Source organism: Clostridium sp., assembly GCF_036569345.1.
Taxonomy (GTDB): Bacteria; Bacillota; Clostridia; order Clostridiales; family Clostridiaceae; genus Clostridium_AD.
This window is the reverse complement of sequence record NZ_DATCQT010000147.1, coordinates 1-18,716: the sequence shown is the minus strand read 5'-3', so window position 1 is coordinate 18,716 and position 18,716 is coordinate 1. Positions and strand designations below refer to the sequence as shown.

Below are 18,716 nucleotides of genomic sequence, written 5' to 3'. Positions count from 1 at the left end.
AAATTCACCCCTATTTATCTAGTACCGGGATTTTAATGCCTGTTCCAGCTTTAATTAGATTTTCTTCAGAAATTCCGTTGACTTGTTTTATTAACACATATTTTTCTGGATCCCCATAAAAAGATATACTTATTTTTCTTAAAGTTTCACCTTTTTTTATCACATAATAAACGTACTTTTTATACTTATAATTGCCTACAGTAACTTTATCTTGTGCTACTGGTTTAGTCTTATAATCTGGGAATAAATCAATCATTTGTTTTGAATCATCCAAAATAAGATCTTGCCAAGTCGCACCTTCTGTCTTCTGAATATAATCCGGAATTAAAGGTCTTAACACCAGTTTTAACGTACCAATATCTTCAGCTAATGTTAACTTCTCTATATCAAAAATTGGCACAGATAATGTTACTAAGTAATTAGTAGGTACCGCTACTCTTTGTGCGTCATCTCTATTAAGTGATTTATCTATTGCTAATACTTGAATATTTTGAAGAAGAATTCTTGATAAATCTGGTCTAATAATTTTTTGACCATCTTTCTTCTCTGTTAAATACACAATTATGTCAACAAAATCTCCCTGTTTAATAAGATCTGAGACTCCTGTACTTCCATTAACATTTATTGAAATTCCTCTATTATTACCCTCTATTTTAAAACTCAATTCATTATTAAGTTCATTTATCAACTTAGCATTATGGAAACCTTCATCTTTTAAAATAATTTCTTTTGTATATTTACCTATAATATTAGAAGATTCATTTATATAATCTTTGAATATAACATTATCTGGTACTTGAATTTCTTTAACCATTTTTTTATCTATTACTGTTCTTGCAGGTATTGTTTCAGAAGCAACTAAAATAGTTCTTTCATTAACCGCTATATTTGGTGTTTTTAAAGATTGTAAATATATAAAAATTACTATACTACTTACCACTGCCAATATGAATGATACTAAAACTAATCTTTTTCCTGTACTTTTCATAAAAACACCACCCATACTCCTAATTATTTAGTCCTATCTTACAAGTTTTGCACCATAGTCCCCAGTATCACTTTGTGTCACATCAATCTCGCCTTTTGTTACATATCTAATAAATCGTCCTTGAATTTCAATTTTTCCTGAGTTTTGTGTAATATCTTCCACATAAAACTCTCCAAAACCTACTACTAATACAGCTTTTCTTCCATCAACGTATAAAGAATCTACTAATGGCATTGTCCATAATCTAATAGAATTTCTTTGGAAATCATAAAAACTGCTAAATTCTGAATTAATATAATTCTCAATTTCATTAGTAGTACCTGCCATGTTACCTGTTTCGGTATTTATCATATCTCCCACTGTTATAGTGCCACTGTAACCATAAAGTGCATTTGATCTGAACACATTTGCACCAGTCCCTCCCAATGCAACCGTACCATAATTCCCATGATAGCCATCTCCAGCACCTTCTTTAAGTGTTACCACATCCCCATAAGAAAAGTCGAATTTTTCAACTGCAAAGGGCCTAATACCACCTGTTACTGATTTTATAGGTGCTATAATTGCTTTTGAATATGCATTTATATTAGTGCTATTTATTCCAATTATAGGTGCGAAAAAATGATTTACAGTTTTTATTCCCTCCATTTGTATACTTTTTTTATCGGCGCTTATGGTAATTTTAACTTGACTTGGATCAACATTATTCTTTCTTAGATACTCTATAGCAACATTTCTTGATTTAGCATCATCTGTAGGTAATTCTAGGCTAGCTGCGAGTACTGCTGAATCAATAGCATTAGATAATTTCACTTTTTCCACATAAATTAAACCAATATCTACCACATAAGCTGTAAAGCCCAAGAGAACTGTAAACACTAAACATAATAAAATAGCTACATTTCCCCTATTATCTAATTTTCGCATTAAATCATCTCCTGCAGTGCTGCTCATTCTATCCTCATGGATGTTTGCGCTTTAAGTACCATCACATTACCAAGGATATTACTTATTATAGGAATAGTTACCTTATAGTTATATACAACCTCTACTGTAATGGTATCTCCGGATTTTCTGCTTCCGTCATTTGGAGTTATATTTACTTCTAAATTTTCACTGTCTAAATTAGGGGAAATAGTCTTAATCAATTCATATATTTCCGGATTAGAACCTTCAACTATACCAAGTCTAGCACCTTCTCTAGCCGAATTATTGATGGTCAGATATGAATTTAGCATTAGACCAAATTCTAAAATTCCCATTAATAATAACAATAATACAGGTAGTAAAATAGCAAACTCTACTAGGGATTGTCCTTTTTCATTTTTTAAACTCTTCATGTTGATCACCTCGGCTATCTTTGAGAGTTTAGAATTGAAATGTTAAAGCAATTTTTATAATAAATTAAAATCATCCATAACTCTTCAATTCTCAATGCTCAATTTAAAAGGATTTTCATCTACTATAGTGAAGCAGTAATATCTGTGAATTTTTTTGCTATAGCTGTCCCAAGTGGTCCTAATGCAACAACAACTATTACAGCGATTAATCCAATTATTAATGCATACTCTACCATGCCCTGACCTTCTTCATTTTTAACCTTTGATGATACATAATTCATTAAATTCATTAACATAATAATTCCTCCTCTAATTTGTTTTATTTTTGTTCTTTTATTAAGTTAATTATATTCTAAATTGGATTGATATATCAGATACTAAAAGTCACATTCTATAGGTATAAAAGTCAATAAAAAATAGGGACCTAAGTCCCTGTTTGAATTATTTAACTTTATTTATGATTGGAAATCTTTAATTTCTACAATTGTCCTTCAAATCTGGATTCATAATACTTTAGAATGTGCTCGTCTATTGCAAAAATAGTGGCTTGAACACGATCATGTGCTTTTATTTTTCTAAATAAATTTGTTGCATAGTTCTTCACTGTTTTTTCTGATAAAAACAGACGTTCTCCTATATCTTTATTACTAAATCCTTTAGATATATATAATAAAACTTCAACTTCTCTTTTTGACAAAGAATCTAAAATACACTGTTCTTTTTTATCTTTACTTTTAAACCCTGAGAATAAAAGGGAAACTAGTGATTTGTCAATATATTTGTCTCCTCCATACACTGTTTTAATGGCCTCTACAATTTCTGTGCCGGCAGATTCCTTAAGTACATATCCATCTGCCCCCTTACTAATAGCATCTAGAATTAAAGTTTTATCATTTTCCACAGTGAGCATAATTATTTTTAAAGTTTTTGATCCTTCCTTTGCCTTCTGAAGCACTTCTAGTCCATCCATTAAAGGCATTTTCATATCTAGTAATATGACATCAGGATCACAGCTTTTTAACATATTAAGCACCTTCTCACCATTTTCAGCCTCTCCAACGATGATCATGTCTTCCTCAAAACTAATTATTCTTTTCAATCCTTGTCTAATGAGATCGTGGTCATCTGCTACTAAAACTTTAATTTCCTCTTTTTTCATCTCTAATCACCTCCCTATTAACTGGAAGCACAACATTATAAACCGTGCCTACTCCCGTCGACGATTCTATATGAATTTGACCTTGTAATTGATTTACTCTATCAAATATACCAATAAGTCCATAAGAATTTCCTTTGGTTTTTACTCTTTTTAAAGTTGCTTCCACATCAAATCCGATTCCATCATCTGATATAAGAAGTCTTAAATATTTTGTACCAAAATCTAATTTAACTTCTACATTTTTTGCTTTTGAATGTTTTTTTATATTATTAAAAATTTCTTGAACAATACGAAATACTGCTACTTGAATAATGGATTCTACCTCTGTATCCATAGGTTTTAATTTTAACTTAATATCCATATTAAAATCTTCTGAAATAGATTTTACAGCTTGTTCAATGGTTTTGTTTAGCCCTAAATCATCTAGTGTCATAGGCCTTAAATCAAAAATAATACTTCTGACTTCTTTTAATGCCACTTTTACACTTTCTTTTAAATCAGCTAATTCTTTAAGGCCTTCATTAAAATCCTTCTGAATAATTATTTTACAAATATCTGCTTTCATAATAATATTAGCAATATGCTGTGCAGGTCCGTCATGAATATCCCTCGATATTCTTTTTCGCTCATTTTCCTGTGCTTCTAATATCTTTATCCCTATAAACATATCAGAACTTTTGTCAGCTCCTTCTAAAACTGAAAGAATGTCACCCTGTAAATATGACATAGCAATACTTATTTGGTTAACTACTTTTTCTGAATTATCTATGTTTTTTATAGATTTTTTCAATGCTATTTCCAGCGCATCTCTTTTTTCTCTAAGATGTTTTTCTTCGTTTTGCTTTGTAATAAATTTCACTCTAATATCCGATGCTTTTTCATATACAGATTTAATTTCGTCCTCGTTGTATGAATTAAATTCCTTTGAAACCAAAACTAGTTTTTTACGCATAAGTTTATCTTGTACTTCAAGTGTATCAACTTCATTAATAACTAAATCTATGCTTACCCTAATTACAATAATATCTTCCTTTATATTTTCATACTCTATTCTTACATTATCAACTATTTCAAGAACTTGTTCGCGGCTATTACTTATTTGTTCGATTATTTTTTTTATAATGCCATTAATATGACCAATATCTATGCTTAAATTATTCACTAGTATCTCACCTGCTTTTATTATTTTTTATAAAATCAAGTATAAATTTTATATTTAGCTATCAATAGTAATTTAAAAAATTATTATAGAAAAATATTCCCAATAGATATATCGTCTAACTTCTTCATTTCATAATAGAAATTTACACAATTAACCTGAATTTATTTTTTTAATAAATATTAAATTCAATTTTAGATTAAAACATACAACAACTAAATTTATTCGCTATCAAAAAACATTAGAAAAATGGAAAGCGATAAAGCTTCCTAGCGCCAGAAATGGACCGAAAGGTATATAGTCTTTTCTTTTTTTTATTTTGAAAAGCAATAATAATATACTTATTATGGAGGCTATAATAAAGGCTAAAAATAATGCTACTAAAATCCCTTTTGCTCCTAGAAATATTCCAAGCGCAAACATCAATTTAATATCTCCACCACCAAGTGATCCAGGTACAAGTGCTAAAAGAAAAAGCACTCCACCTCCAAGTAGCATTCCAAATATTTCACTCATAAAAGAAATATCATTAATAAATGAAAAAAGAACACCTACTGCTAATATAAAAATGATTAATTTGTTGGGAATTATCTGATGTTCAATATCAATAAAAGAGACTACGATTAATATAGAATCTAATACTAGGGCTTTAATGAAAATAATATTTAGTCCAATTTTCATAAATGAAATTAAAAATAATAAGCCACTAATTAAGATTACTATAATATTTATAATCTTATTATTAGTGCTTTTTTTAAACTTTTTAAAATCCATTATATTAATATATGTCTCACTATTTTCTCTATTTAAAATTATATAGGAAGTTTTTTTCATAATAATGCTTAAAAAAAAACCATCCACCATTCCTGCTAAAAAAATCAATATAGCCATATTTTTACCCCCTAATTATGTTTTTAAATTTTATAATATTATAATAACACTTTTTATATATTTACGTATAATAAAATATATGGATTTTTCTTGGGAAAATCATATACTCAAATCCTGTTTTATAATCATTAGAATTAATAAAAAGGAGGAAATATATGGGCATGTTGATTAATAATGAAAACATAGAATTAAATGAAGAAGCAGTTACAAGTAGCGATGGGCATATTCAACAAGCTTTTAAAATAAATATTCTTAATGGAAAAGGTTTTTATGAAACTGGTGTCAACAATACTTTCTGGTCAAGGCTAATTATAACAGCTAAAATATTCCAACCTCAAAATGGAATTTGGACAATTATTATTAGAGACAAAGAGAAAAATAATTTAGTAGTTTACGAAAATTATCATATGTTACACGATCTAGAGATTTCGTTTAAATATAAAACAGGCTTAAGAGTAAATCTTTTAGTTGAAGCTACTTGGAACCAAACTAAAGACACAATCTTAAGTGGAGAATTATCCATAAAGTATTAGGTCGAAAAATATTTATCAGTCTTTTCTTAATTGAATTTTATTCCTTTTTATAATATAATTAGTTGGTTGGTATAAAGGGGGATATATGTTTATGAAAAACAGTAAAAAGCTTAATGATAATGACGTAGAAGGAAACAAAAGATGAAAAAAAAGTTTTCAAACCTATGGCTTAACTTCAATAACGATAGAGATTTTAAGTTATTTTTAATTGTAGGTCTATTTACTGGAATAGCAAGCGGAATTAACTTAACTGTATTTAATAATTTTTTAAACGATACTTATAGACTAACGGCTGCTGCTAGAGGTATTGTGGAATTTCCTCGTGAACTACCAGGTGTTCTTATAGTTATAGTTTTAGGAATACTCTCATTTTTAGGTGACACAAGAATAGCAATAGTTGGAATGATTTTTGCTGCTCTCGGAATGCTGGGTTTAGGTATGTTTTCTCCTACTTTTGCAACTATGCTTATATGGATGATGTTACTTAGCCTTGGTACACATATTTTTATGCCTTTATCCGCTGGAATAGGTATGAATCTTTCTCAAAATGAAAATTATGGTTCAAGACTTGGAAGATATAGTGCATATAATTTAATTGCAACTATTATAGGCTATGGAATTGTAGGGTTCGGATTTAAATACTTTAATCTTACATATCAAATAGCTTTTGTGATAGCTTCAGTTTCTTACATTTTTGCAGCATTTTTTCTTGGCATCATGAAATCTAAAAAACCTAAGACAAAAAAGGTAACTATTATTTTTAGAAAAAGATATACTCTATATTATTGTCTTAGTGTAGTTAATGGTGCAAGAAAACAGATTTTTTTAACATTTGCACCTTGGGTGCTTATCCAAGTGTATCATGTTGATCCACCTACTTTTGCTATATTAGGACTAATAATTGCTGTATTAAGTATTTTCACAAGAACAGTAGTCGGAAATGCTATAGATAAAAAGGGTGAAAGATTTGTGCTTTCTCTCGAAGCAGTAGTTCTTATAGTAATATGTATGGGTTACTCTTTTGCAGCAGATTTAGTCTCTCCAGGTGTTGCCGTTATAGTTATTGCAGCCTGCTACATTATAGATAATTCTCTTAGCGTTGTAGAAATGGCAAGATCTACATATATAAAAAAGATTGCTAAATCTCCAGAAGATGTTATACCTACTCTGTCTGCAGGCACAAGCTTTGACCATGTAATTGCAATGTCAATACCTTTTGTAGGTGGAATTTTATGGGCAACTATGGGATATAAATATGTTTTTATTGTTGCAGCATTCATTGCCGCTATTAATTTATTTTTATCTTTAAAAATTAAAATAGAACCACAAACCAAAAGAATCAATTAGAATCATATAGATTCTAATTGATTCTTTTGGTTATATAAAGTTTCAAAATTATTATAGAATTACACTTGTTCATTAACTTTTTCTAGCAATATAAAAAAATCTTCTTCATTTTTACGTTCTAAATATGTATCTATAAGTGCCTGAGTGGACATTTTACTAAGGCCTTTATATCCATTATCTAAAATATCAGTTAAAACATTTATAAAATAATCTTTACTTTTATCTATATCCTTAAGCATCTTACATGATATATCTTTAATCAATTCCTCTTTTACAATTTCTCGTAGTTTTTGCGTATATTCCTTCATGAAGATTTGTGTTTCTTCAGGGTATGCAGAAAAATCTCCTGACATTATATCTTGAATTTTCATCATAACCACTCCTCAGTAATTTCTGTTTATGAATATATTCTTATTAGTAAGTACAAATTATTTTTTTGTAGTTTTTAAGTCTTTTAGTATCACAACTCCAAGTAGTCCAGGGCCTGTATGAACTCCAGCTACTGGACTAATTTCTCCAAATGATAATCTTGTAATATTGGGAATACCAGCAATTATATCTGCAAAGTGATTTACTTCATCATAAGCACCACCATGCATTACCCAAATTTTACATGGAGTATTTTCAAGAGCTTCCCTTGCAATATCTACAAGCTTACTTATGGCCTTCTTTTTTCCCTTTGCCTTTGCGTAAGTATAGTAAACACCATCTTTATTAATTGATATTATTGGTTTTATGTTTAAAATTTCACCTATAGTACCAGCAACTTTTCCGATTCTACCGCCTTTAGTTAGATATTTAAGTGTATCCACCGCATAGTAAACAGTAATTCTATCTCTTATCTGCGGGAGAGTTTTTACAATTTCCTCAAAGGATTTTCCACATCGCAACATTTCACCACATTCTTCAACAATTGCAGCTTCGCCAATAGTTAAAGATTTAGAATCGAAGACGCAGGTTTCTATAAATGGGTGGTTTTGACTTACCAGTCTCAATGTATTATAAGTGCCTGATAACGCATCAGATATTACTACTGCAATAGCCTGAGTATATCCTTCCTCTTCAAGCTTTAAATACAAATCTTCCATGTCCTTCATTGAAGGTAATGAGGTTGTAGGAATTTCATTTTCTAAGTTATCATAAACTTCTTTTGGGGTAATATTTACGCGATCAATATACTCCCTGTCCTTATATATTATTCTTAAAGGAAGCACAAATAGATTGTATTTCTTTATCAATTCTTTATCAACATCTGAAGTACTATCTGTAATAAGTGCAATCTTACTCATTTTAACTTCACCTTTCTCAAACAAAAATTTTTAATATTCTTTATTTTATATATCCATGTTTTGCAATCATTGCAGCACCAATTATGCCCGCTTTATTGCCTAGTTCTGCTAAAACAATTTTGCCAATAGGTAAATCCTCATAATACTTATTCGTCATTACTTCATTTATAACCAGATTTAAAAGATACTGTCCTGCCCCTGCAATACCGCCACCTAATGCTATTACTTCTGGGTCAATGAAATTGACTATATTAAAGATTCCTATACCTAGATATTTCACTAATCTATTAACTGCTAAATTGGCTATTTTATCTCCTTCTTTAGCACAATCAAATATTATTTTTGCATTTATATTGTTTATATTTCCTTCTGCTTTTTCTATTAATATAGTACTTTCATCCATTTCCTCAATTAATTTTTTGGTGTGTTTTATTATAGCAGTAGATGAGGCAAAGGTTTCTAGGCAACCATTTCTTCCACAGTTGCAATTATAAAAATTTTCACCCACAATAATATGTCCAAGTTCCGATCCTACACCATGAGATCCATTATACACTTCACCATTTAAAACAATTCCTCCACCAACACCAGTTCCTAATGTAAGCATTATTGCACTTTTACAATTCTTCATTGAGCCAGTCTCATATTCAGCAAGTGCAGCTACAGTAGCATCATTATCTATATAAATGGGTTTATGAAGTGCATTTTCGAATATTTCTCCTAAAGGTACATTCTTCCAGCCAAGATTAACACAAAATATTACATTCCCATTTTTATCAGCTAAACCTGGAATACCTATACCAATTGCTTTTATTTCTTTTAATTGTATCTCTGATTCATCTAAAATATTTAAAACTAATGCTAACATGTCATCTATTATTTCAGAGGAATTTCTATCGGATCTTGTCTCACATGATTTCTCATACTTTATTGTTCCATTCTCATCAACAATACCCACTGCTATGTTAGTGCCACCTAAATCAATCCCTATATACATAGACTTCCTCCTTTCATCGCCTTCGCTTGTATTATTATATAATAAATATATTCCACTTTATAAATTTTTATATGTAAATAAATTATACCATATATAGATGCTTTTTCTTTATTAACTTTTAAAAAGCATCTATAGTTTTATATTTAAAATTACTATTTGAAAGCAATTATAGTTTATAATTGCTTTGGCTCTTTTTTTACAGCTTTATACTTTGAACTATTTTTTTCGTCTTTTTGTATATATACATAATCACCTACTTCATTTTTCTTAATTCCTAAAGATGTCATCTGTTTATTAGTAGTTTTAAGTTTATTACTCATTTATTCACCCCTTTCTATTAATAGATTTACCATAGAAAAAATATTTATTCAGTGTTTCACTTGCTGCCAGCCAGATGCTAATTATTTTCACAAATGAGCTAAGAAAATAATGGCTTTGAATATTTCAGCCGAATTTAGGCTATTATAATTAAACAGATTTAAAAAATATATATAAATGTGAAAGAGGGTGTGATGTATGGGAATTTTACGTTGGATAGGTGGAATAGTAGTATTGTTTTGGGCATTAGGTCTTATATTTAGAATAGGTGGCGGTATGATCCATATCTTGCTTATAATAGCAGCAATAGTGTTCATTGTGGATATGATTTCAGGAAAACGAAGAGTTTAAAAAATTTAGTAATAATATTTTTAATTAAAAATTAAAACAAATAAAAACAGAGTGTATAAATAAAATGCTTTATGCACTCTGCTTTTATTTTTAATGAATTCTAACTACATATGTATATATATCTTTTAAAAGTTCCTTTAGACACAGTACACCTATCATCTATATGAAAACCAACTGATGTAATTTGCAACATCATATCCTCAAAAGTAATAATTACCATCCTGTCTGCTATTCTACGGGCACTATGCATTATGGCTAACTGCTCACCGGTGGTGATTTGTGTAAATATACCATACGGAAGATCAATTATTGCAACATCAAATTTATTTTGAATATCATTCATGTCGCCAATAGTTATTATATCATCATATCCAAAATACCTAAGGTTTGTTTTTGCATTTTTACCAATTAATGAGTTTAACTCATAACCTTTAATATTAATTTGCATTGAAATAGCTTCTATGAGTACTGTTCCAATTCCACAACATGGATCCACAACACTACAATTCAAATTATTACCTACAGCTATATTAACTAGTGCTCGACATACGGTTACCTTTAGCGCATTAGAATAAGAAAAAGGTTTTTTATTGTGAAATAACCATTCAGAAGTATTGCTTTCACATTCACCAAATATCCATTTATCTAATATTTTTGTTATACCAAAAATAATTGCCGGATTTTTCATTTCCGCTTCTCCCAGTATATTAAATCCTATTTCATATTCAATACTACGTCCCTCATGAAAACCCATATTTTCATCAGCTGTTTTGATAAACTCAACCTTATAATTTAAACTGGTAAATTTGTCTATAACAATTTGATTTATGATTTGCTTTATTGTTTCGCCAATATACATTATTGAAATGCATTTTTTAATAAAGGGACTTCTAGAGGGATCAACATAAATATCAGAAAATAAGTGCTTGCCATCAAGTGGTTTATTAAAGAGACACTTGATTTCCATTTTGCATAAGCTCTCTTCATCCATAGAATAATTAGTTGTATATAAATACTTTTTATAATTTTGTGGTAACTGAAACATTAAAATCCTCCTCATCTCTCCTTTTACCATCTAGATTATATTAATAGCCTTTAAAAATATATCTACCCTGTTTTCATATTCATCTTTGTTTTTCCAATACACCTCTGCATGACCTGCATTAGAAGCGATATATATATCTTTGTATCCTTTCTTTATCTTGTACATTTGTTTGCACATAAAAGTAGGAACATAGTCATCTTCATCACCATGAATAAACAATATCGGGATTTTCACCATAGGTAGAGTAGTTATCGGAGATACGTCTTTAAATTCCCAGCCAACTCTCATTTTTGTAATCTTACTTGATAATTTAATTAAAGGGAATCTCTTTATATTATAATCTTTCTCTAATCTGTGCTTAAACAAAGCTTCTGCATCAGAATATCCACAGTCTTCTATGCAAAACTTAATTCTATGGTCTATTGCAATATTTTGAAGGACTATGCCAGCACCCATGGACTCGCCATGTAATCCGACTATTATATCTTCCCCCAATTTATCAAATAGATAATCTGTACATTTTTTTAAATCAAACTTTTCATAATAACCAAACGAAGTGTCACTTCCACCACTTAGACCATGGTTTCTATGATCATAAATAAACACAGCAAAGCCTCTTTTCAGAAACATATCCATGTATTTTGCAGAACCATATAAACTCCAATTTATTCCGTGACACAATATTATAATGTTTTTTGAATTATTATTTAAAAAAAAGAATCCATGAATCTTATAGCCATATTGGGAATCAATATATATTTCTTGTTTTTCTAAATTATCAAATCTTCCCATTTTGCCTTTTTCTAATTCATAATTATAAGTATAAGTATAATCCTGGACCTTAGGGTATATGACCATACTAGAAAAATGCCACCCTATAATTGTAATAACAATTAATATTGATATAAAAAATATTATGATAAACATCTAACATCTCCCTAATAAACAATCAATATATTATAATGTTATTCTTTCTTTCTACCTTTTAAAAGTAATATTATGGTAGCAACCCCAGCTAAAACTATTATAGTGTAAATCCAAAAATTTAATGTTGTAAATATATTGTTTGATTCATAATATATTACAATAGAGCTTAGTGCTGGAACTACCAAATAACCACCACTAAATTGGTTTATAGTTTTAACACCCGCTTTTTCAGCATTTACTACAATATTCCACGTGCCCTTTTTGGATAATTTAATAGTTTTATCTTCTCTATTTGCATTAAAAGCTACTACGATATGCGCCCAAGAATCCATATTTGCATTGTAGTTCATTTCATATGCCACAACATTTTCAGGGACTACTAAAAATTTCAAGTTTTTCTTAATCATATCTGCTGAAGTCATTCTAAAGGCAGGATGTGTTTTTCTTAACTCTATTAAACCTTTTAAATAATCAATAGTTTCAATGTTTTTAGATTTTAGTGTCCAATCAAGTTTATTTATATTATCATTAGATTGATAAGAATTTTTAACTCCAGCCTTAGTTCTCAAAAATTCCTGTCCGGCTTGCATGAATGGAATACCTTGTGAAGTAAGAATAATAGAGTCAGCCATTTTATCCATTTTTAACCTTACTTTATCATTGACATTTGGATTTGTTATAAGAAGTTTATCCCATAATGTATTATTATTGTGAGATTCAACATAATTAACAAATTGTACAGGTTCTACTTTCCCCCAGGTTTTTATAGTATTCGAATAATCGATTCCTCCAACTATTCCTTTTTTAATATCCGTCTCTACTAGTGGTTTGCCATTAACAAATCCTTTTGCTTTTGCAACAAACACGCTACCTTTTATTCCATCACGCACTACATCGTTAAATTGTGCTATCTCAGGCATTTTACTCGAATTTACTTTTGTAGCTTTCATATCTGGGGCAAGAGTAGTCCCCAAATCAGCACCGTCCCCAGTAATGATAATGGATGGATCTATACTACTTAATTTTTTCCGAACTTCATTTATTGTCTTTATATCGATGAGTCCCATAAGATCAAAATTGAAACCATCTAAATTATACTCTTTTGCCCAATATGACACTGAATCTACAATAAATTTTCTTGCCATTGAATTTTCTGAGGCAATCGTATTTCCATAACCGCTCTCATTTGAAAAGGTACCATTCTCATTAGTTCTAAAATAATATCCTGGTACAAGTTTATTGAAATTAGAATCATTACCATTGTACATATGAGTATAAGCTACATCCATAGTTACTCTAAGTCCATTATCGTGAAACGATTGTACTGCTTGTTTTAATTCTTTAACTCTCGTGATAGGGTTAAATGGATCCGTTGAATAACTTCCTTCAGGAGCATTATAGTTTTTTGGATTGTACCCCCAGTTGTATTGCAATTTATTTGAAGCTTCATTCACAGTAGAGAAATCAAATATTGGCATAAGCTCTACATGAGTTACCCCTAAATTTTTTATGTAATCAATTCCTGTTGGCTGACCATCGCTTCCCTTTGTTCCGGTTTCAGTAAATGCTAAAAATTTTCCCTTATTTTCTATACCACTATTTTTATCTATAGAAAAGTCTCTAACATGTAGTTCGTATATTATTGCATCATTTAAATTAGTAAAATTAGGTTTTTCACTGGACCATGTTTTAGGAACTGTTTCCTTTAAGTCAATCACGGCACCCTTATCTCCATTTACTGATACAGAACGAGCATAAGGATCTACAGCCTCATTCCAGACTCCTTTTATGTTAACTTTATATGTATAAAATATGTCCTTTTGATCTCCAGTTAGTTCAGAAGTCCATGTTCCCTTTTCACTTTTCTTCATGCTAACTTCGTTACCACTTTTATCATCCCAATTTTTGTAGGTTACAAGCTTTACCTCAGTTGCTGTTGGAGCCCAAACTCTAAAGGTAGTTTTACTTGTAGAATAAGTATTACCTAAATCATTTCCTTCATAAGAAAACATTTTATCAAAGCCTGCACTTGACAGCACATCTCCAAATGTTACTTCCTTTTCCACAAAACCTTTCATGGAAACTGTAATTTTTTTATCTAATTCCACATTTTCATTAAGTTCTATTTTGGCAACTGTAGTAGTGCCATCCTTTACTTGGTTACTTGTTACACTTTTTATTTTTGCGATCACACCATTTACCTTAATATTAATGCCTTGAGAACTATTTGGAATGAATGAAAACGGCACGTTTGTTTCTATGTTTATGATATTCAGTTCATCTAATTTTGCTGCTATAAATTGACTTGGTTTATTTAGTGCCTTTCCAGCTACAGTCGCTCCCTTTTTAGCATTAGCTTCAGCCTCAGAATAGTAAACATTAGAGTCGCCTCCTTTAAGCCAGACTTCTGAAACCCCATTTTTGAATTTTTCAATAAATCTGTCGTCCTTAGTGTCCTTTTCCCATTCGTCCGTGCTTACTATAAATCCTACCTTATTATAATCTCCGTCAAATTCAGCTTCACAGACCTGACCAAATGCATCATAGCTAGTGAACTCAAACATATTACCATCTTTTTTTTCAGGCTTATCAGGCCACATCCATAACTTCCATTTCAAATTGCTGCTTGGATTTTTAGCATAATGAACTATTATTTTTGTTCTTCCACTTTGAGCAAACGTATGTATGTTTGGCAATAGAAAAAGCAATTCTGTCATAACTAAAATAGTTATAAGAAAAATGATCAATGTCTTCCTTTTATTTCTCCCTATCCCAAAGTTCATAAATTTCTCCTCTAAAAATAAAATTATGGTCATCTTATCTATATTTTTCTAATTAAAGTATTCCTCGTTAAATTAACTCAACTGGCATATTACCTTGATGAGTTCTAGTAATGATATTCTCTATTTATACCGATATTATCCTCGTATATGATGTGTTTTGCTTTTAAAAATCATTAGGACTAATGATTAAAATCTCCAAGTACAAATAGATTCCCAGAAATCATCCACTCGATACCCTTATAAAAATCAAATAGTCCTCCACAAATTCCATTATTTATATGAGATAATTGTGAAATTTTATTATCTATTTTTATCTTTAAAATTTTTATTATAAATCTTTAATGATATTTATTGTCCCCTAGAATTGCCTCTTAAGTTTTTCTTTGGTGTTGGCAGAGAAGTTTTATTATCAACTTTTGATCCCTGTTCATTTGTTGATTTATTCTTACTTGATGGAAAAGCCGGTTTATTTTTAGCCATTATACCACTCCTTACTATTTAAACATTTTTTACCTTAATACATTATATATTCTAAAAGAGATATATACAAGCAATTTATTAATCTATTAAGATAGGCCTATGCTTTTCATATACTAGTTCACAAGTGAAAAACCGTGCACCTTATTTTTAGTGTACGGTTTCCATTAGTTTTATTTATAACACATAGACTACTTTACTTAAAATATTTTTTTGTATTTTCATAATTAAATTTGTCTTTCTGAAAATATCTTATCAATAATATCCACTCTAAGACTACCTATTATATTAGATATTTTTAAAGATATTATTCCATCTTTATAAATCCTGTCCTCGTTTGCATTAAGTAGAATAATTATTTTTTCTTTTAGCTTGTCATATGTCATAACATCATCTAAATAGAAATCTACTAAATCCTTTAAACATGTGGCTAATTTCCTGGGATCCTTATAAACTTTTCTCATAAAGTACTCCTTATAATTCATTTTAATGCGTTTGTTAATTTAATATTTTCACTATAATCAACAGGACAATCTATGATAGCTGGAATGTTTTGGGCAAGCGCCTCTTTTAATATTGGTATTAAGTCTTCTGCCTTTGTTACCCTATAGCCCTTTGCTCCCATGGACTGTGCATACATTACAAAATCAGGATTTGTGAATTTTACGCACATATCCTCCCCATACCTAGCCTGCTGTTTCCATCTTATAAGTCCATAAGAGGCGTCATTGAATATTAATGTTACAAAAGGTGTACCTATTCGTAGAGCTGTTTCTATCTCCTGGCTATTCATCATAAATCCACCATCACCAGTCACTGCAACAACTTTTCTTTTAGGATTTACAAGTTTAGCTGCTACTGCACCAGGTACTGCGATTCCCATGGAGGCAAATCCATTGGATATTAAGCAGGTATTAGGTTTTGCCGACCTATAATGCCTTGCTATCCACATCTTATGGGCACCTACATCAGATATAACAATATCATCATCCCCCATTACCTTCCTTAAATCATATAATATTTTTTGAGGTTTCATAGGAAAACTATAATCATCTGAATAGGATTCATAATTTTTCTCCATATCTTTTTTAATATCTAAAGCATCATCTGGATCACCTTTTCTAAATGCAAGATTATTAATTTCCTTGATTGAATAAGATATATCCCCAATAACCTCTACTTCAGGTATATAACATTTATTAATTTCAGCTTTTGCTTCTCCAATATGTATAATTTTAATTCCCTCTTTTTTGTTCCATTTTTTGGGATCATATTCTACTATATCATACCCTACAGCAATAACTAAATCCACTTTTTCAAACAAGCGATTTACATAATCTCTTTGTGATAGTCCAATACTCCATAAGGATAATGGATTTTTATATGAAACCACACCTTTTGCCATAAAAGTATTAGCCACTGGAATTTTTAAATTGTCTACCATTTCTGTAAGTGATTCACTAGCCTTTGAACGTATTACACCATTCCCAGCAAGAATAACTGGATTTTTCGCACTACTTATAGCCGCTGCCGCTCGTTTAATGCTGCTGTATGTAGCATAGCTTTTCTCGTTATCTCCATGGCTTAATGGTCTTCCGAGTGCCGTCATAGCAGCTATATTTTCTGGCAAATCTATATGAACAGCCCCTGGCATTTCACTTACAGCCAGTTTAAAGGCTTTCCTTATTATTTCTGGTGCTGTATCTGGTCTTACTACCTGTTTATTCCATTTTGTAATTGGTGCAAACATAGAAATCAGATCTAAATACTGATGAGATACTAAATGCATCCTATCTGTTCCAGCTTGCCCTGTTAGAGCAACCAGTGGTGCCCCATCCATATTAGCATCAGCAACTCCTGTCATCAAATTTGTAGCTCCTGGCCCTAGTGTTGAGAGACATACTCCCGGTGTACCCGTCAAGCGCCCATAAACATCAGCCATAAAAGCAGCGCCCTGTTCATGCCTGGTCGTTATAAATTTAATTTTGGAGTTTTTGAGTGCATTTAAAAAAGTTAGATTTTCTTCTCCAGGTATCCCAAATATGTACTTAACTCCTTCATTTTCAAGACACTTTACCATTAGCTCTGAAGTATTTAAACTTTCATTCTGATCTTTCAAATTCATTAATGTCGTCTCCCTCTATATTGTGTGATATGTTTTATTCAGCCATTTCTAAAGCAATTTCTATCATATTGGTAAAGGCTTCTTGTCTTTCTTTAGATGTAGTTAACTCTTGAGTTATTAGATTATCTGATACAGTTAATAAACAGGCTGCTTTTTTTCCTAATACATTGGCATTATGAAATAGAGCAAATGATTCCATTTCTACGCAAGTACAACCATGATTCTTATAAATATCTTTAAATTCACTAAAATTTTCTCTATAAAATACATCTGAAGAATGAACTCTATTTTTATGAACTTTAATACCTAAGTCGTCTGCTATTTTCTCTAACTTACTATTTAACTGTGATGATGCAGAAATAATATCATCATCATACCCACTTTGAACTTTTGCATAACTTGATTCACTCCAAGCGTCTGTGCACAATATTACATCATATAAATTCAAATCCGTAGTGTAGGCACCACATGAACCTATCCGTACAATATTTTCTACACCATAAAAATTAAACAATTCATAAGAGTATATACCAATGCTAGGCATACCCATTCCACTAGCCATTACAGATATCTTGCGTCCTTTGTATGTGCCTGTGTATCCAAATATATTTCGTACATTATTAAATTTTTGAACATTTTTCAAAAAATTCTCAGCAATAAATTGAGCACGTAATGGATCCCCAGGCATTAATACTGTTTTTGCAATAATTCCTTCTTCATCTACTTCAATATGTGGTGTTGGTATCATGTTAAGACCTCCTAGTTATATTTAGTTTAATACTACAATTACTATTAATGTACTTATTTACATATAAATGGGTATATAAAATAAAATGTCTTTAGTTACTTTTTCATTATATTATACTTTATTGTTGTTTACAAACTTCTTTATGTAAATCGTATTTACTGCCTTATTGTATTTGTAAAATTTAAAATTATTATATCGGTTTACTTTTTTAATGGTTTACATAATAATTAATATTAAAA

At 30.2% G+C, this 18,716-nt stretch carries 21 protein-coding genes; 3 read left to right on the top strand and 18 right to left on the bottom strand.

Going from position 1 to position 18,716, the window contains the following annotated elements; genetic code table 11:
- Positions 1-10: 10 nt before the first annotated feature.
- From cpaB to VIM70_RS14450, 7 genes are all read right to left on the bottom strand, one after another.
- Positions 11-988, bottom strand: a complete 978-nt coding sequence (gene cpaB / locus VIM70_RS14480; protein WP_331946484.1) for a Flp pilus assembly protein CpaB — start codon at positions 986-988, stop codon at positions 11-13.
- Positions 989-1,021: 33 nt separating this feature from the next.
- Positions 1,022-1,915 carry a TadE/TadG family type IV pilus assembly protein gene (locus tag VIM70_RS14475; protein WP_331946483.1) on the bottom strand — a complete coding sequence of 298 codons (894 nt, stop codon included), beginning with the start codon at positions 1,913-1,915 and terminating at the stop codon, positions 1,022-1,024.
- 23 nt (positions 1,916-1,938) lie between these two features.
- Entirely contained in the window at positions 1,939-2,328 is a 390-nt protein-coding gene (locus tag VIM70_RS14470; protein ID WP_331946482.1) for a TadE/TadG family type IV pilus assembly protein, read from the bottom strand.
- A gap of 122 nt (positions 2,329-2,450) precedes the next feature.
- Entirely contained in the window at positions 2,451-2,624 is a 174-nt protein-coding gene (locus tag VIM70_RS14465) for a Flp family type IVb pilin (RefSeq protein ID WP_331946481.1), read from the bottom strand.
- 182 nt (positions 2,625-2,806) lie between these two features.
- Positions 2,807-3,487 (bottom strand): response regulator transcription factor, encoded by a 681-nt coding sequence (locus VIM70_RS14460; RefSeq protein WP_331946480.1) that lies wholly within the window; start codon positions 3,485-3,487, stop codon positions 2,807-2,809.
- Positions 3,468-4,649, bottom strand: a complete 1,182-nt coding sequence (locus VIM70_RS14455) for a sensor histidine kinase (RefSeq protein WP_331946479.1) — start codon at positions 4,647-4,649, stop codon at positions 3,468-3,470. The genes VIM70_RS14460 and VIM70_RS14455 overlap by 20 nt, the downstream gene beginning before the upstream one ends.
- A gap of 228 nt (positions 4,650-4,877) precedes the next feature.
- Positions 4,878-5,537 carry an A24 family peptidase gene (locus VIM70_RS14450; RefSeq protein WP_331946478.1) on the bottom strand — a complete coding sequence of 220 codons (660 nt, stop codon included), beginning with the start codon at positions 5,535-5,537 and terminating at the stop codon, positions 4,878-4,880.
- A gap of 155 nt (positions 5,538-5,692) precedes the next feature.
- On the opposite strand from VIM70_RS14450, the gene VIM70_RS14445 reads away from it, so the two are divergent.
- Positions 5,693-6,070: a hypothetical protein gene (locus VIM70_RS14445; protein ID WP_331946477.1), complete on the top strand. Its 378-nt coding sequence runs from the start codon at positions 5,693-5,695 to the stop codon at positions 6,068-6,070.
- A 141-nt stretch (positions 6,071-6,211) separates the two neighbouring features.
- A complete protein-coding gene (locus tag VIM70_RS14440; protein WP_331946476.1) occupies positions 6,212-7,417 on the top strand; it encodes an MFS transporter in 1,206 nt (401 codons plus the stop codon).
- Between the two features lie 59 nt (positions 7,418-7,476).
- Here the strand turns inward: VIM70_RS14440 and VIM70_RS14435 are convergent, their stop codons facing one another.
- From VIM70_RS14435 to VIM70_RS14420, 4 genes are all read right to left on the bottom strand, one after another.
- Complete coding sequence (locus tag VIM70_RS14435) at positions 7,477-7,791, bottom strand: hypothetical protein (protein ID WP_331946475.1); 315 nt, start codon at positions 7,789-7,791, stop codon at positions 7,477-7,479.
- A gap of 54 nt (positions 7,792-7,845) precedes the next feature.
- On the bottom strand, positions 7,846-8,706 hold the full coding sequence (locus tag VIM70_RS14430) for a DegV family protein (protein ID WP_331946474.1): 861 nt from the start codon (positions 8,704-8,706) through the stop codon (positions 7,846-7,848).
- Positions 8,707-8,746: 40 nt separating this feature from the next.
- Positions 8,747-9,703, bottom strand: a complete 957-nt coding sequence (locus VIM70_RS14425; RefSeq protein WP_331946473.1) for an ROK family protein — start codon at positions 9,701-9,703, stop codon at positions 8,747-8,749.
- Between the two features lie 173 nt (positions 9,704-9,876).
- A complete protein-coding gene (locus tag VIM70_RS14420; RefSeq protein WP_331946472.1) occupies positions 9,877-10,023 on the bottom strand; it encodes a hypothetical protein in 147 nt (48 codons plus the stop codon).
- Between the two features lie 196 nt (positions 10,024-10,219).
- Here VIM70_RS14420 and VIM70_RS14415 point away from each other — a divergent pair, with 196 nt between their 5' ends.
- A complete protein-coding gene (locus VIM70_RS14415; RefSeq protein WP_331946471.1) occupies positions 10,220-10,372 on the top strand; it encodes a lmo0937 family membrane protein in 153 nt (50 codons plus the stop codon).
- A 100-nt stretch (positions 10,373-10,472) separates the two neighbouring features.
- On the opposite strand, the gene VIM70_RS14410 is transcribed toward VIM70_RS14415, so the two are convergent.
- From VIM70_RS14410 to deoD, 7 genes are all read right to left on the bottom strand, one after another.
- Positions 10,473-11,417 (bottom strand): hypothetical protein, encoded by a 945-nt coding sequence (locus VIM70_RS14410; protein WP_331946470.1) that lies wholly within the window; start codon positions 11,415-11,417, stop codon positions 10,473-10,475.
- A gap of 30 nt (positions 11,418-11,447) precedes the next feature.
- Complete coding sequence (locus tag VIM70_RS14405; protein ID WP_331946469.1) at positions 11,448-12,344, bottom strand: alpha/beta hydrolase; 897 nt, start codon at positions 12,342-12,344, stop codon at positions 11,448-11,450.
- Positions 12,345-12,382: 38 nt separating this feature from the next.
- On the bottom strand, positions 12,383-15,127 hold the full coding sequence (pulA, locus tag VIM70_RS14400) for a type I pullulanase (RefSeq protein ID WP_331946468.1): 2,745 nt from the start codon (positions 15,125-15,127) through the stop codon (positions 12,383-12,385).
- 348 nt (positions 15,128-15,475) lie between these two features.
- Positions 15,476-15,607 (bottom strand): hypothetical protein, encoded by a 132-nt coding sequence (locus tag VIM70_RS14395; RefSeq protein WP_331946467.1) that lies wholly within the window; start codon positions 15,605-15,607, stop codon positions 15,476-15,478.
- Between the two features lie 224 nt (positions 15,608-15,831).
- Entirely contained in the window at positions 15,832-16,068 is a 237-nt protein-coding gene (locus VIM70_RS14390; protein ID WP_331946466.1) for a TIGR04540 family protein, read from the bottom strand.
- A gap of 17 nt (positions 16,069-16,085) precedes the next feature.
- Positions 16,086-17,729, bottom strand: a complete 1,644-nt coding sequence (locus VIM70_RS14385) for an acetolactate synthase large subunit (protein ID WP_331946465.1) — start codon at positions 17,727-17,729, stop codon at positions 16,086-16,088.
- A gap of 34 nt (positions 17,730-17,763) precedes the next feature.
- Complete coding sequence (gene deoD / locus VIM70_RS14380; protein WP_331946464.1) at positions 17,764-18,477, bottom strand: purine-nucleoside phosphorylase; 714 nt, start codon at positions 18,475-18,477, stop codon at positions 17,764-17,766.
- Positions 18,478-18,716: the final 239 nt, after the last annotated feature.